Source organism: Marinobacter sp. 3-2, assembly GCF_003751355.1.
GTDB lineage: Bacteria > Pseudomonadota > Gammaproteobacteria > Pseudomonadales > Oleiphilaceae > Marinobacter > Marinobacter adhaerens.
On the sequence record NZ_RJUQ01000001.1, the window covers coordinates 50198 to 64047 of the forward strand.

The window sequence follows — 13850 nt, forward strand, 5'->3', positions numbered from 1 at the left end:
CCTTACTTGGCTTTTCCGGAGCCACCGTCCCGGCCGGCAAGTTGCGCTGCAACCGTGGCCACGATGTCGTTATCGGCAAGGCTTCCTGGTATACACGGATTTCGGAATCCCGCTGCCCGGGCCTGTTCGGCAACCCGATCTGCGGGAACAATCAATAACCTATCGTATAGATTATGGCCGCTATTCGCACATAGTGCGATGAGATTGTTCAAGGTTTCGCCCGACAGGGCGACGATGGCCTCCGGAGCAAAGGTATCGAGGGTGGCCCGGATCCGCTCCGGCGCGTGGTCAGGGCGAAAGCGGCGGTACAGGGGCAGCAGGGTCACGCGGGCGCCCCTGGCTTCAAGGGTTTCGCGGATCAGTTCGCGTCCGGTTTCCCCGCGAGCGAGCAGAACCCGCTCATGCTGGAGGTTTTGCAGTGACGGCAATGCCAGTAGTGCCTCGCTGGTCCAGCCCTCGGGCGGCCGCCGCGGGCTGAGACCGTGTTCCGCAAGCACGGCTGCGGTGCCTGCACCAACGCCATACCAGCGGATGCCCATGGGCACCTGGGGCCACCAGGTGTCCACCTCTTCCAGCAGCAGCCGGGCGGCAAACGGGCTGACCGCGATCACATGGGAAAATTCATCCAGGCTCAGAATGAGTGTGCGGCGCTCGGGCGTTTCCGGCAGAGGTTCCCGGTCAATCAGTGGCAGGATATGTACATCGGCACCGGCTGCACGAAACCGGCTGGCCAGGCGCGAAGCCTCGGGCTCGGGCCGGCAGATCAGAATCCGCCGGCCGTTCAGGTCGGGCTCAGGTTGGTGTGTGGCCATAGATTTCAGCCAGCACCTTGTCGGCTCCGAGAGCCAGCAGATCCTCGGCCAGTTCCCGGCCCAGACGCTCGCCTTCGGCACGTGGCGCGCGGCCTTCGACCCGGAAAATCTGGGTGCCATCAACAGCGCCCACCAGGCCCCGCAGCCAGATTGTATCGTCGTCTTCAAGAAGCGCGTACGCCGCGATTGGCACCTGACAACCACCTTCCAGCCGACGGTTCAGAGCCCGTTCGGCGGTGACGCGATCCCAGGTGTCTTTGTGCTTCAGGGGTTCGAGCATGGCCAGCAGATCCTGGTCATCGACCCGGCATTCAATGCCCAGGGCGCCCTGGCCGACCGCCGGCAGCGACAACGTGTCGGGCAGGCAGTAGCGGATGCGCTCGTGAAAGCCCAGACGCTTAAGCCCGGAGCTGGCCAGTACAATCGCTTCGTATTCGCCGGCATCAAGCTTGGCCAGCCGGGTGTTGACGTTGCCCCGCAGCACGCGAATCTCCAGGTCCGGGCGGTAGGCCCGCAGCTGGGCCTCCCGGCGCAGGCTCGCAGTGCCAACCACGGCGCCGTGGGGCAGGGCGTCAACGTTGTCATAGTGGTTGCTGACGAAGGCATCGGTCGGGTCTTCCCGTTCGCAGATCGCCACCAGCCCCAGTCCTTCCGGGAATTCCATGGGCACGTCTTTCATGGAGTGGACGGCCAGGTCTGCGCGGCCGTCCAGCATAGCTTCTTCCAGTTCCTTGACGAACAGGCCCTTGCCGCCGATTTTGGCCAGAGGCACGTCCAGGATCTTGTCGCCCTGGGTCTTTATCTTGACCAGTTCCACGGTGATGTTGTCTTGCAGCCTTTCCAGCTCGGCCTTGATGAATTCCGCCTGCCACAGCGCAAGGGCGCTGCTGCGGGTTGCAATGCGAAGGGTACGTTTGGACATGACACTCACTGTCGGTTCGGAAAAATGTCCGCCAAGGTTACCTTGTAGCGGCAGAAAAGTCCCGCAGCTCCCGCCTCAGGCGCGCTGCTGATTCAGCCCGGCTGATGTTCCTGAAGCCACTGGCGGACGTTGCTGGCATGGCGGCGACTGACCGGCAGTTCGCCCCGGCCTTCCCTCAGGGCGACCAGGTTGTGGCCATCCGGCGTCCGTCTCAGTGCCTGGATAAAGCGAACCCCCACCAGGGTGTTCCGGTGGATCCTGAGCAGGGTGCTCGGGTAGCTGTTTTCCAGTTCCTTCAGCGTGTAGTCACACACGGTTTCGCCCCGGGCGTGATGGATGGTGACGTATTTTTGATCTGCCTCGCAGTAGAGGATTTCCGACAGATCGATCAGCTCGGTGCCGCGGTGAGTGCGCACCGCCAACTGTTCCTGGCTGTGGGCAGCCTGGCCGTTGAGTGCCTGCAACTGTACCCGGTTGACCCTGCCGGCCCGGGCCAAGGCCTCCGCCAAGGCCTCTTTGCGAACCGGTTTGAGCAGGTAGGCGATGGCCTGCACGTCGAATGCCTGGATAGCGTAGTGGTCGTAGGCCGTGCAGAAGATCAGCGCCGGTGGATTGGCCAGCTGGCTAAGTCTGCTGGCGGCCTCCATGCCGTCCATGCCCGGCATCCGGATATCCAGCAACAGTATGTCTGGCTCCAGTTCCGCCACCTGTTTCAAGCAACTGTCGCCGTCTGCAGCTTCGCCACAGACCCGATACCCCGGAACCGCCTCCACCAACCGGCGGATGCGTTCCCGTGCCAGGGGTTCGTCATCGGCGATCAGGACGCTGCGGGTATCAGTCATGTCTTGTCTCGTTTCCGTTGGTCAGGGGTTTATTGTTTTCGGGCGCTCTGCTCGCCGGCCTTCCGTCGCGGCAGTCGCAGGGTAACCGTGTACACATCGTGCTGGTGGCTGTGTTTGAGCACCGCCGGCTCACCGAAAAGCGCCCGTAGCCGTGACTGAATGTTGGCCAGCGCCATTCGGTTGCCGTCATGTTGCTGGTTATTCTGGTCCGGCTTTGGATTCTGTACCAGCAGGTAGACAAATTCGCCTTTGGCCTGGGCTTCAATCCTGACGGTGCCACCGTCCGGGCGCGGCTGGATACCATGGTAGATGGCATTTTCCACCAAGGGCTGCAGTGTGAGCGGGGGAATGGCCTGGTGCTCCAGACCCTCTTCAATCTGCCATTCGAGTTTCAGGCGGTCGCCCAGGCGCAGTGCCTCGATGGCGAGGTAGCGCTGGCACAACGCCAGTTCCCTCGATAGCGGGATCAGTTGGTCGCCGGTGCGAAGGCTGGCGCGAAACAGTTCCGAAAGATCCAGAACGGCTTCTTCGGCCCGTTCCGGATTGATGGCAATCAGGCTGGCAATGGTGTTCATGCTGTTGAACAGGAAGTGCGGCTGAATGCGGGCCTGGAGTGATGCCAGATGCGCCTGCATCTCCGCTTCCCGCTGCTGTTGCCACTGGTGCTGCAGGTAAAAATAACGCAGCACCATGAGCACGATCAGCAACGCCAGCAACATTTTCTTGGCCACGCCCTGCCAGACAGCAACGCCGTCCTGGGGGTGCAGGACGCTGTCTGCAAAGAGGCTGAAGGCGAGCACATCCAACAGCACAATGGCGACGATGGTGGTTGTCGCACCGGAGACGGACATCCGTGCAAGCCGGATGCGTAAAAGGCAGATCAGGGCGGCACTGGTGAGGGTGGTCCACTGCACGAACAGCGACAACAGCCCAAAGTAATTCCAGTCGATCCAGCCCCGCTCCGCCTGCACGATGGCGAGCACCAGAACCAGCAGTTCACTGGTGACCAGCAACAGGAACACGGCCCGTACCCGGCACAGGTCCGGAACGAAGAACTCGCTCTCTGTCACACCTTTGTCCCCGTTACGGGGTGTCTCCTTTACCCGGGTCAGAATGGTATACTCCCGCCAAGTTCAATGTACCCAGTTCCCGCCAGATGATGCCGGGCTGTCAGCAGGAAAGATAGACCATGACGGATCAGAAAAAGTCTGACCAGACCACAAGCTCTGAAAAACCCTGGGGCGGGCGCTTCAGTGAACCCACCGATGCCTTTGTTGAAAAATTTACTGCATCGGTGGGATTTGACCAGCGCCTTTACCACCATGACATTACCGGTTCCGTTGCCCATGCCACCATGCTGGCCGAGGTTGGCGTGCTTACCAGCGAAGAACGGGACCAGATCATTGAGGGCCTGAAAGGTGTCAAGGCAGACATCGAGACCGGCAACTTCCAGTGGTCGGTCAGCCTTGAAGACGTGCACATGAACATTGAAGCACGCCTCACCGACCGTATCGGTATCACGGGCAAGAAGCTGCACACCGGCCGAAGCCGCAACGATCAGGTGGCAACGGATATCCGTCTGTACCTGCGGGACGAAATCGACGTGATTGCCGAAGAACTGAAACGCCTGCAAACGGGTCTGCTGGACCTGGCCGAGCGTGAGGCGGATACCATCATGCCCGGTTTCACCCATCTGCAGACCGCCCAGCCGGTCACCTTCGGGCACCACTTGTTGGCCTGGTACGAAATGCTGGTCCGCGATGCCGAACGCCTGCAGGATTGCCGCAAGCGGGTGAACGTGATGCCTCTGGGCGCGGCTGCGCTGGCCGGCACTACCTATCCCATTGATCGGGCAATGACCGCCCGACTGCTGGGTTTTGACCGGCCCACCGAGAACAGCCTGGACTCTGTCAGCGACCGAGACTTTGCCATCGAGTTCTGCAGCTTTGCGGCACTGCTGATGACGCATCTGTCACGGTTCAGCGAGGAGCTTGTGCTCTGGACCTCCGCCCAGTTCGACTTCATTGATCTGCCGGACCGATTCTGCACCGGCTCGTCCATCATGCCCCAGAAAAAGAACCCCGACGTGCCGGAACTGGTCCGGGGCAAGACCGGTCGTGTCAATGGCCACCTGATCAGCCTGCTAACCCTGATGAAAAGCCAGCCGCTGGCCTACAACAAGGACAACCAGGAAGACAAGGAACCACTGTTCGACACGGTCGACACCATCAAGGGCTGCCTGAAAGCCTACGCCGACATGATTCCGGCCATTCGCTCCAAAGCGGACAACATGAGAGTGGCAGCCAAGCGTGGTTTCTCAACCGCTACCGATCTGGCGGATTACCTGGTCAAGAAAGGCGTGCCTTTCCGGGACGCCCACGAGATCGTGGGCAAGTCCGTGGCGTTCGGTGTGGCTGAAGGTCGTGACCTGTCTGATATGACCCTCGAAGAGCTGCAGCAGTTCTCCGATCATATCGGCGCCGATGTTTTCGATGTGCTGACCCTGGAAGGATCGGTCCAGGCCCGTGATCATCTCGGTGGCACAGCGCCGGATCAGGTGCGTGCGGCGGTCGGTCGGGCCCGCAACCAGCTGGGTTGAGCCGGCGCACTCAGCGGGGCGAAACGGTTAACCGCCGATTCGCCCCGTAGCGAGGTCTACCGCCGCCGGCGTGAGTTCGTCCAGTGGCTCAGGTCGGCATAGCCGGTAGCCCTGTCCGTAGTGAATGCCCAGAGTCCGTACCTTGCGAAGGGCATCGTCGCTTTCGATAAACGTGGCCACCGTCACTTTGCCGGCGGCCTCGGCAATCCGGTGCAGTGCTTCCAGCATCACCTGCTGCACCGGGTCCTCCTCCAGCTGCTGAACCATTCTCCGGTCCAGTTTGATGATATCCACGGGTAATCTCGCCGCCAGGCTGTAGCTTTCCACCGATGCGCCGGCACCGTCCAGGGCGACGCGGAAGCCTGCCCGATGCAGGGCATCGCACAGCACGGCCACGTCGTCGGGATACTGGGTGGCGTGGGCCTCACGGATTTCCAGGCAGAAACAGTCCGGGGCAAACGGGGATTGGTTCAGGGCATCGGCCATGAAGTCGGCGAAGGTGTCATCCAGCACAGTTGCCAGTGACAGGTTAAATCCACAGTACTTCAATCGGGGTTCCAGCAAGGGCTGGTTACCGAGCCATTCCAGGGTTTGCCGGATCACCTGGCGATCCAGGCGCTTTGCCAGGTCAAACCGTTCCGCAATGGGGAGGAAATCGTCGGGCAGGAGTGTCGCCTCATCATCCGACGTTGTTGGAATCCGGCAGAGGATTTCGATGTGATCGCCCCAGGTGGGGCTGGCCACCGGCCTCATGGCCTGGTATTCCAGAATCAGCGACTGTTTGTCCAGCGCTTCGCGGATCTGCTCGACCCGTTTGCTGGCCACTGAATCGTCCGTCTGGTTGGCAATGGCCCTGGCCGCGTGAATCCGGTTGCGTCCGGAGGTTTTGGCGGTGTGGCAAAGATCCGCAGCCTGGCCCAGAAGCTGCTCCGGATCCGCGGGGACGTCGTTGTCCAGGATTAACAGGCCGCCCGATGCGGTGGTCTGGAGGCTGTGACCCTGCCAGTCGAAGACAAAGTCGCCGATCAAATCAAGGGTTTCCTGGGCAATCTTGCGGGCCCGCGCTTCCGGGCAGTTCTCGATCAGAAGGGCGAAGGTGTCGCCAGCGAGGCGGGCGAGGGCGTCACGCTGCCGGACGCGCACGCCGAGGTTGCCGGCCAGCTCCCTGAGATAGCGGTCACAGGTGCCGCTGCCAGCAAGATCGTTAAAGCGTTCGAATTCATCCAGATCCAGGTAGAGCAGGCTGTCGCAGGATTCCCGATGGGTTTTCTGCTCCAGGGTTCTTAATACCCGAGCGATGAATGCCTTTCGGTTCATCAGGCCGGTAACCGGATCGTGACGTATCCGGTATTCCTCACTGGAGGCGTGATTCAGCCTGGGCTCAATGCGACGGGCCACGTGCACCGCGCCGGTGATTTCGCCCTGGTCGTTGGTCAGGCGCTGGTAATGGAACTCATGCACTGGTAGCTGGCGCGACTGCTGGGCCATGGGCATCTCGACCACGAAGTTGTCACGTTCGAAGGCCCGGTGCCAGAGCCGTTCCATCAGCCTGCGTTCGTTCGGGAACTCCTGAAGCAGGTCGCTCAGGTTGTCGCCTGCCTCCGGGCGCCCGCCAAAGGTTTCGGTAAACTGTCTTGCCCAGGCGTCATTGAAGTGGAGCAGGTTGAACGAGAGATCGACCGCCACAACCAGATCGGAGCTGGCGCTGGTGATCGCTGCAAGCATGGCGTTTGCGTGCTGGCGAGCCCTGTCGAGTTTCATATCGGCGGTCCGGTCTACCAGGGTGCCGCCGAGCCCGGTAATCCGGCCGCCCTGTTTCAGGGCCCGACAACTGAGCGTCACCCGCCGATGGTTCTGTTGCGAGGTAACGATATCGAGATTGAGGGAAAATGCGTCTCCGGTTCGGAGGCAGCGGCGGAACATGGCCCGGACCCTGGTCTGGCCGGTCTGGCAGTAGAAAAGCGCCTGTTCGGGCGTGATTTCGGCGCCCGGTCTCAGCTCGAGAAGCTGGAACATTCCCTCGGTCCAGGTCATTTCATTCGTGCGGGTGTCCAGTTCCCAGATCCCGAAACCGGCACTGCTCTCCGCTGCTCGCAACAGACGGGAATCCCTGCTTGACCTATCGCACAGGGCAATCGTGGCACTCGCCGCCTTGTCAGAATCCCGAACGTCGAGTCGCAGGCTCAGGCAGGCGGTGTAGAAGAAACCTTCCTTGTGCCGGAAGGTCACCAGGACGTTCTGGCCACGCTCGATCCGGTGGCGGTTTGCCGGTGCAAAGGGATCATCCTGGCGAGATGCCAGGATCCGGTGCACCGGCTGGCCTTCCAGTTCACTGCTCTCATAGCCGAGCACCGCCTCGGCCCGTTGGTCAGCGAACAGTACTTTTCCTTCATCGTCGATGCGTAAAACGGTTTGGCGCCCGGAGGTCTCGGACTGGTCCGAACGGTAGCGGCGAATGATGAATTCTTTCACAGCGGGTGGGCCTCGCGTGTCCTGCAGCTTTTATTTTTTTAAAGGTTTTGCCACGATGCCGACATCATACTCATACTGATGCTGAAAAGAACCTCTCTGCGGAGCCGCCTTGACCGCCCATGTTGCCCCGATTTCCCTCGACTTTGAGGAGGGAATAGATCGCAAGACCCTCCGTCGCCTGAGGGACCGGTTTCTGCTGGTCAATCAGCAGCGCTGGAATCGTGCCCACTCGGCCCTGTCCTATCGCCAGCAAATGGTGCTGGAGATTCTGCCTCTGGTTTTTCATCTCAACCATCCGGCCCTGCCCGGTTACCTGGACAGCGATTGCCCCTATGGCCTGAGCAACTATCAGCCGTCACCGGCCACCATCAATGCGGCTCGTCGGCTGGCCCGGACTTTTTCGCTGAAGGATGAAGGCAAGCGCAAACCGGATCTGGACGCCATGTTCCTGATGGGCAGCCCGGGAACCCTTGGCCATTCCGTAGCCAGTGACCTCGACGTCTGGCTCTGTCACCGCAGTGACCTGCCCGAGCGGGGCATCCGCTGTCTTGAGCGCAAAGCCGCGAAGCTGGCCCGCTGGGCGGAATCTTTCGGTGTCGAACTGCACGTATTCGTCTTCTGTGCTTCGGATTGGCGTGCCGGTCGGCAACGGGTAGAGGTGACCGGCGAGAACTGTGGCAGCGCCCAGCATTTCCTGCTGCTGGACGAGTTCTACCGGACCAGCATCCATCTGGCCGGTGCCTGGCCCATGTGGTGGCTGATTCCTGCGGAGCGGGAGGAAACCTACGATGACTGCATGCGCAAGCTGGTGGACTACCGGTTTGTGCGCGCCGAGGACTACATCGATTTTGGCCCGGTGCCGGCGATTCCCGAGGAAGAATTCCTTGGTGCGGGCGTCTGGCAGTTGTACAAGGGGATTGATGCGCCCTGGAAATCGATTCTGAAACTGCTTCTGATCGAATGTTATGCGCGGACCACCGGTGAGGCTCTGTTGTCCAGCCAGTTCAAGCGGGCCGTTTTCCGCGGCGAAACCGATGCCGACCGTCTGGACCCTTACGTCATGCTTTACAATCGGCTGGAGGGCTGGCTGACCGGGCCGGAAGTGGCGTCGAGGCTGGACCTGGTTCGCCGGAGCCTGTATCTGAAAGCCGGATTGCCACTGACGCGGTCAGAGGTCTCCGGTGAGCAGTGGCGTGCCCGCCTGCTGCGCCAGATGGTGACAGGTTGGGGCTGGAGTGAAAACACGCTGGCGGAGCTGGATGATCGTCAACGCTGGCGGGCAGAGGATGTCACCACCCTGCGTCGCACCATCGTCAACGAATTGACCCACGGTTACCGCCTGCTGTCGAAAATGGCCAGGGAGCATGGCCAACGCGCCGCCATCAGCGCCAACGATATCAATCTCCTCGGCCGCAAGCTTTATGCCGCGTTTCAGCGCAAGGCGGGCAAGATCGAGCAGATCAATCCCGGGCTGGCCCCGTCGCTGGCGGAGGAAAACCTGGCATTTCATCACCAGTCGGAGCAGGGCGGCGACGCCGACGGCTGGCTGCTGTACCGGGACCTCGAAGACCCGGCAGACGCTTTCTGGCAGCCGGTTATCCGTCGCTCCGGAAATCTGGCTGAACTGATGGTCTGGTGCTATTGCAACGGTCTGCTGACCCGCTCGACTCGACTGAATGTGCGGTCGGGCACCAGTATTGCCTCCGTCAGCGAGTTGCGTGAAATGCTTGATGCCCTGTCTGCGTTCCTGCCATTTCCGATTGCACCGGCGGAACGGGAAGCGTTGTCCCGGGGTGTCCGGCCATTGAGGAATCTGCTGTTGGTGAACGTCGGCATTGACCCTCAGGCCCACCTCACGGAAAAGGGCCTTCACAAGCTCAGTTCCCGGCACGATTCTCTGGGCTTTAGCGGCGGGCGGGAGAATCTGGTCATCAGCATCGACCAGATTACCTTCAACAGCTGGCATGAAGTCAGTCTCCAGCATTACGCAGCGGGCGATACACTGATTCAGTGCCTGAAGAATGTTCTCGCCTCGGTGGCAGCCAATCCCGACGAATTGCCGGCCGTTCAGGTTCACTGCCACAATCGTGGTCATGGCTCTGCCATTGCCCGCCGGGTTCAGGAGCTGTTTGCCGATGTCCTCCGGCCCTTTTTTGCCGGAGGTACCGGTCCGCATCCGCTGCGCTATGTGATTGAAATGGATCGTCGCTACTTCCTGCTCCAGTTCAACGGCCTGGAACCGGGGTTTGTGGCACTCGACAGCTTTGAGGCGCTGATGGAGCATCTGGCGCTGCCCCAGGAGCGGTACCTGCCGGTGGTGTTCGATCGCTACGCGTTGCAGGAGGAGCCGGCCTTGCGGGCGGTTTGCCTGGCCAGCGAACCGGGCAACATCCAGGTTTTTTATCGTATTCTCGGCGATCAGGCCCGGCTCTGGGTCGTAGACGAACTGGGTTCTGTGTTCAGCTGGGAACAGGCGGTGACCAGTCGACGGCATTTGCTGGTGCCGGTACTGCGTTTCCTGGATAACCTGATCGAGCGGCGATTGCTGCGCCATACCGATTCCGCCGGCGTTGTTGCCGGTGTCCAGTGCTACGAGATTGTCCGGCGGGATGGGGCCTGGCGGGCCGAGTACCGGCCGGAGTCGGATTCGGGAGTGCCTCTCCCCGGATTTGAGGTGCAGGCCGTGGGCATCCACGAGGGTGACAGTCGCCTGCGCTTCGACATTTTCTGTGGTGACCAGGAATTCAGCGTCCAGGAGTACGGCGACCAGTTGATTCCGGCAGTGGCCCACTACATCCGCTCCCTCCGACATAGCGATGAGGTCTACCCGGTGTACCTGACCGATATCCACCTGCCCCACGACCTCGACCCCCGGGTGTATCAGCAGGATATCCAGACCAGCCAATACCTGTATTACCGGTCTGTGCTGGAAGATTCCCTGAACCGCCATCTCGCGAGGACTCGCTGACCTCGCGGCCCGGGGCGGGTGTCAGGTATACTGCGCCCATAGTGAACTCAGGGGTAGGTAGCCGATATGCGAGCGTGGACTCTGTCGATCATGACGTTGATGCTGGCTCTGGTTGTGAGCGGTTGCGGTCAGAAAGGTCCGTTGTACCGTGACAGTCAGGCCGCTTCTATAACGTCCGGGCCGGATTCGGCCCAGGAGGAGCCCGATCGCGAAGAAACCCGCGACTAGCGCCATGGCCTCCCGGCCCCGTTAAACGAATCAGGAAACTCATGGATCATTTCAACTACCGCGACGGCGAGCTGTACGCCGAGGATATCCCTGTCTCTGCCATTGCCGATCGTTTTGGCACACCGGCCTACGTGTATTCGCGCGCCACGCTTGAGCGACATTACCGGGCCTATGATGACGCCCTTCGGGATCACCCGCACCTGGTGTGCTACGCCGTTAAAGCCAATAGCAATCTGGCGGTGCTGAACGTTCTTGCGCGGCTCGGTGCCGGCTTTGATATCGTGTCGGCCGGCGAGCTGGAGCGGGTACTGCGGGCCGGTGGTGATCCGTCGCGGGTGGTCTTCTCCGGCGTTGGCAAGCAGGAGTGGGAAATGAAGCGGGCCCTTGAAGTGGGTGTGCGCTGCTTCAACGTCGAATCCGATACCGAACTGGACAGGCTCAATGCGGTGGCGGGAGAGCTCGGCGTAAAGGCGCCGATCTCTCTGCGGGTGAACCCGGATGTTGATGCCGGTACCCATCCCTATATTTCCACGGGTCTGAAAGAGAACAAGTTCGGGATTGATATTGCCGAAGCGCCGCAGGTCTATGCCCGTGCGGCAGGTATGCCGAATCTCGACGTGAAGGGTGTGGATTGTCACATCGGCTCACAGCTGACGAGCGTGTCACCGTTCCTCGACGCACTGGACCGGGTGCTGGCCCTGATTGATTCCCTGGCGGACCAGGGAATCCACATTCATCACCTGGATATGGGCGGTGGCCTGGGCGTCACCTACAACCAGGAGCAGCCACCACAGCCGTCGGATTACGTGAAAGCGCTGGCCGAGCGCCTGGGTGACCGCAAACTGGAGCTGATTCTGGAGCCCGGCCGATCCATTGCCGCCAACGCTGGCATCCTGGTTACCAGAGTCGAATTCCTGAAGTGCACCGAGCACCGGAACTTTGCCATCATTGATGCCGCCATGAATGATCTGATCCGGCCGGCCCTGTACAGCGCCTGGCAGGCGATTATCCCGGTCAAGCCACATCAGAATGGTGAGGAAAAGGCCTGGGATCTGGTTGGTCCGGTCTGTGAAACCGGCGATTTCCTGGGCAAGGACCGTCACCTGCGCCTGCAGGCCGGGGATCTGCTGGCGGTTCGCTCTGCCGGAGCCTATGGCTTTGTCATGAGCTCAAACTACAACACGCGGAACCGGCCGCCGGAACTCATGGTCGATGGCGACCAGGTGCATGTGGTCCGCCGCCGTGAAACTCTCGAAGACCAGCTCGCACCCGAGAGCTGCCTTCCGGAATGAGCGGGAGCGAGGAGATGACACAGCAACGCCGGACCCAGGGCCCCATGCTTCGATTCACCAAGATGCATGGGCTGGGTAATGATTTTATGGTGGTGGATGCCATCAGCCAGCCTTTTCGTCTGCGCCCCGAGATGATCCGCGAACTGGCCAACCGGAATTTCGGAATTGGCTTCGATCAGTTGCTGGTGGTGGAGCCGCCCGGGCTGCCGGATGTCGATTTCCGCTACCGCATTTTCAATGCGGACGGGTCCGAGGTGGAGCAGTGCGGCAACGGTGCCCGCTGCTTCGCCCGGTTTGTCCGGGACCAGCGCCTGACCAATAAAAAGGTCATCCGCGTCCAGACTGCCAAGGGCGTGATCGAGCTCCGTGTCGGCCGGGAAGGCATGGTGATGGTCAATATGGGCGTGCCCGAGTTCAACCCGCCGGCCATTCCGTTCGCCGCCGACCGTCGAAAGGATGTCTACACCGTGGATGTGGACGGCCAGACAGTGGAGCTGAGCGCCTTGTCCATGGGTAACCCCCATGGTGTGCTGCTGGTTGAGGATGTAGACCAGGCGCCGGTAGAAACGCTGGGGCCCAAGCTCGAGCGGCATCCCCGCTTCCCGGCACGGGCCAACATCGGGTTTCTCCAGATTCTGGATCGCACCCATGTCCGCCTGCGGGTGTTTGAGCGTGGCTCGGGCGAGACCCTCGCCTGCGGTAGTGGTGCCTGTGCCGCCGTGGTGGCCGGCTGCCTGCGAGGCCTGCTGGATGCCCGCGTGGAAGTGGAATTGCGGGGTGGCCCTCTGGTCATTGAATGGCAGGGTGAAGGGACCCCTGTTATGATGGAAGGGCCTGCAACCAGCGTATTTGAGGGGCAGTTGAGGCTGCCGGGTGATTCTGGTGGTCGTCGACGCAGGAGCGCTCGCCCCCATAAACAACGATCCTGACAGCCAGGAGTACTCCATGACAGAACAAACGGCCCGCCAGAAGGCCGGTGAGCTCACCCGGGAAGAGGTGGCGGATTACCTGCGCGCCAACCCCGATTTCTTCATCGACCAGGACGAGCTGCTGCGCAGCCTGACCCTGCCCCACGACAGTGGCCGGGCCATTTCGCTGGTCGAACGCCAGGTGCATCTGTTCCGGGAGCAGCGGGACACCCTGCGCAGGGAGTTGGTAGAGCTCGTATCCATTGCCCGCCATAACGACCGGTTGTTCGAGAAGAGCAAGCGTTTGCTGATGCAGGTGATTGAAGCGCGGACGCTCAACGATATGGCTGCTGCCATTGATGACAGTATCCGTGGTGATTTCGGTCTCGACGCCGCTTCCGTGTTGTTGTTTACCGATGTCGAGCTGCCTGAGGCCTCTCAAGGCGCCCTGCATGTCGTCAGTCCTTCTGCGGCCCGTGAGCGCCTGGGCAGCCTGCTGGAAGGCGAGAGGGCTGTGTGCGGTCAGTTCCGTGAAAGCGAACGGGAGTTCCTGTTTCCGGACCGTGAAGAACCCATTGCCTCGGTCGCCTTGGTGCCGCTGAGGCATGACGAGCTGGTGGGCGTGTTTGCGGTCGGTAGCTGCCAGCCGGGGTACTTTGACCAGAGCATGGGTTCCCTGTTTCTGAGCTACATCAGCGACACACTAAGCCGCCTGCTGCCGCCCATGGTGCAGCGCCACACAGCGGCTGCTCCGGTCACCGACATGGCGACGGAGTCCCGCTAACGTGTCAGAAGCCCCGGAGAGTC

General features: G+C 61.3%; 11 protein-coding genes. 6 read left to right on the forward strand and 5 right to left on the reverse strand.

Annotated elements, in window-relative coordinates:
- Positions 1–2: 2 nt before the first annotated feature.
- From EDB94_RS00235 to EDB94_RS00250, 4 genes are all read right to left on the reverse strand, one after another.
- On the reverse strand, positions 3–812 hold the full coding sequence (locus EDB94_RS00235; RefSeq protein ID WP_062782875.1) for a uroporphyrinogen-III synthase: 810 nt from the start codon (positions 810–812) through the stop codon (positions 3–5).
- The gene (hemC, locus tag EDB94_RS00240; RefSeq protein WP_108019513.1) at positions 793–1734 is read right to left on the reverse strand and encodes a hydroxymethylbilane synthase; all 942 of its coding nucleotides are present in this window, start codon (positions 1732–1734) and stop codon (positions 793–795) included. The genes EDB94_RS00235 and hemC overlap by 20 nt, the downstream gene beginning before the upstream one ends.
- A gap of 92 nt (positions 1735–1826) precedes the next feature.
- Entirely contained in the window at positions 1827–2576 is a 750-nt protein-coding gene (locus tag EDB94_RS00245) for a LytTR family DNA-binding domain-containing protein (RefSeq protein WP_014575852.1), read from the reverse strand.
- A 29-nt stretch (positions 2577–2605) separates the two neighbouring features.
- Complete coding sequence (locus tag EDB94_RS00250) at positions 2606–3646, reverse strand: sensor histidine kinase (protein WP_108019515.1); 1041 nt, start codon at positions 3644–3646, stop codon at positions 2606–2608.
- Positions 3647–3765: 119 nt separating this feature from the next.
- Between EDB94_RS00250 and argH the strand changes: the two genes are divergently transcribed.
- Complete coding sequence (gene argH, locus EDB94_RS00255) at positions 3766–5175, forward strand: argininosuccinate lyase (RefSeq protein ID WP_108019517.1); 1410 nt, start codon at positions 3766–3768, stop codon at positions 5173–5175.
- A gap of 27 nt (positions 5176–5202) precedes the next feature.
- Here the strand turns inward: argH and EDB94_RS00260 are convergent, their stop codons facing one another.
- Positions 5203–7647 carry an EAL domain-containing protein gene (locus EDB94_RS00260; RefSeq protein ID WP_108019519.1) on the reverse strand — a complete coding sequence of 815 codons (2445 nt, stop codon included), beginning with the start codon at positions 7645–7647 and terminating at the stop codon, positions 5203–5205.
- A 109-nt stretch (positions 7648–7756) separates the two neighbouring features.
- On the opposite strand from EDB94_RS00260, the gene EDB94_RS00265 reads away from it, so the two are divergent.
- The 5 genes from EDB94_RS00265 to EDB94_RS00285 all read left to right on the forward strand — a co-directional run bounded on the left by EDB94_RS00265 (position 7757) and on the right by EDB94_RS00285 (position 13827).
- Positions 7757–10615, forward strand: a complete 2859-nt coding sequence (locus EDB94_RS00265) for a class I adenylate cyclase (protein ID WP_108019520.1) — start codon at positions 7757–7759, stop codon at positions 10613–10615.
- A gap of 66 nt (positions 10616–10681) precedes the next feature.
- Complete coding sequence (locus EDB94_RS00270) at positions 10682–10843, forward strand: LPS translocon maturation chaperone LptM (protein ID WP_260312489.1); 162 nt, start codon at positions 10682–10684, stop codon at positions 10841–10843.
- Positions 10844–10884: 41 nt separating this feature from the next.
- Positions 10885–12135 carry a diaminopimelate decarboxylase gene (gene lysA / locus EDB94_RS00275; RefSeq protein ID WP_062782859.1) on the forward strand — a complete coding sequence of 417 codons (1251 nt, stop codon included), beginning with the start codon at positions 10885–10887 and terminating at the stop codon, positions 12133–12135.
- A gap of 14 nt (positions 12136–12149) precedes the next feature.
- Complete coding sequence (gene dapF / locus EDB94_RS00280) at positions 12150–13064, forward strand: diaminopimelate epimerase (protein ID WP_008173211.1); 915 nt, start codon at positions 12150–12152, stop codon at positions 13062–13064.
- Positions 13065–13080: 16 nt separating this feature from the next.
- A complete protein-coding gene (locus EDB94_RS00285; RefSeq protein WP_008173212.1) occupies positions 13081–13827 on the forward strand; it encodes a DUF484 family protein in 747 nt (248 codons plus the stop codon).
- Positions 13828–13850: the final 23 nt, after the last annotated feature.

Coding starts and splice junctions, on each gene's coding strand:
- EDB94_RS00235 (WP_062782875.1), bottom strand. CDS start 812: ATGGCCACACACCAACCTGAGCCCGACCTGAACGGCCGGCGGATTCTG.
- hemC (WP_108019513.1), bottom strand. CDS start 1,734: ATGTCCAAACGTACCCTTCGCATTGCAACCCGCAGCAGCGCCCTTGCG.
- EDB94_RS00245 (WP_014575852.1), bottom strand. CDS start 2,576: ATGACTGATACCCGCAGCGTCCTGATCGCCGATGACGAACCCCTGGCA.
- argH (WP_108019517.1), top strand. CDS start 3,766: ATGACGGATCAGAAAAAGTCTGACCAGACCACAAGCTCTGAAAAACCC.
- EDB94_RS00270 (WP_260312489.1), top strand. CDS start 10,682: ATGCGAGCGTGGACTCTGTCGATCATGACGTTGATGCTGGCTCTGGTT.
- lysA (WP_062782859.1), top strand. CDS start 10,885: ATGGATCATTTCAACTACCGCGACGGCGAGCTGTACGCCGAGGATATC.
- dapF (WP_008173211.1), top strand. CDS start 12,150: ATGACACAGCAACGCCGGACCCAGGGCCCCATGCTTCGATTCACCAAG.
- EDB94_RS00285 (WP_008173212.1), top strand. CDS start 13,081: ATGACAGAACAAACGGCCCGCCAGAAGGCCGGTGAGCTCACCCGGGAA.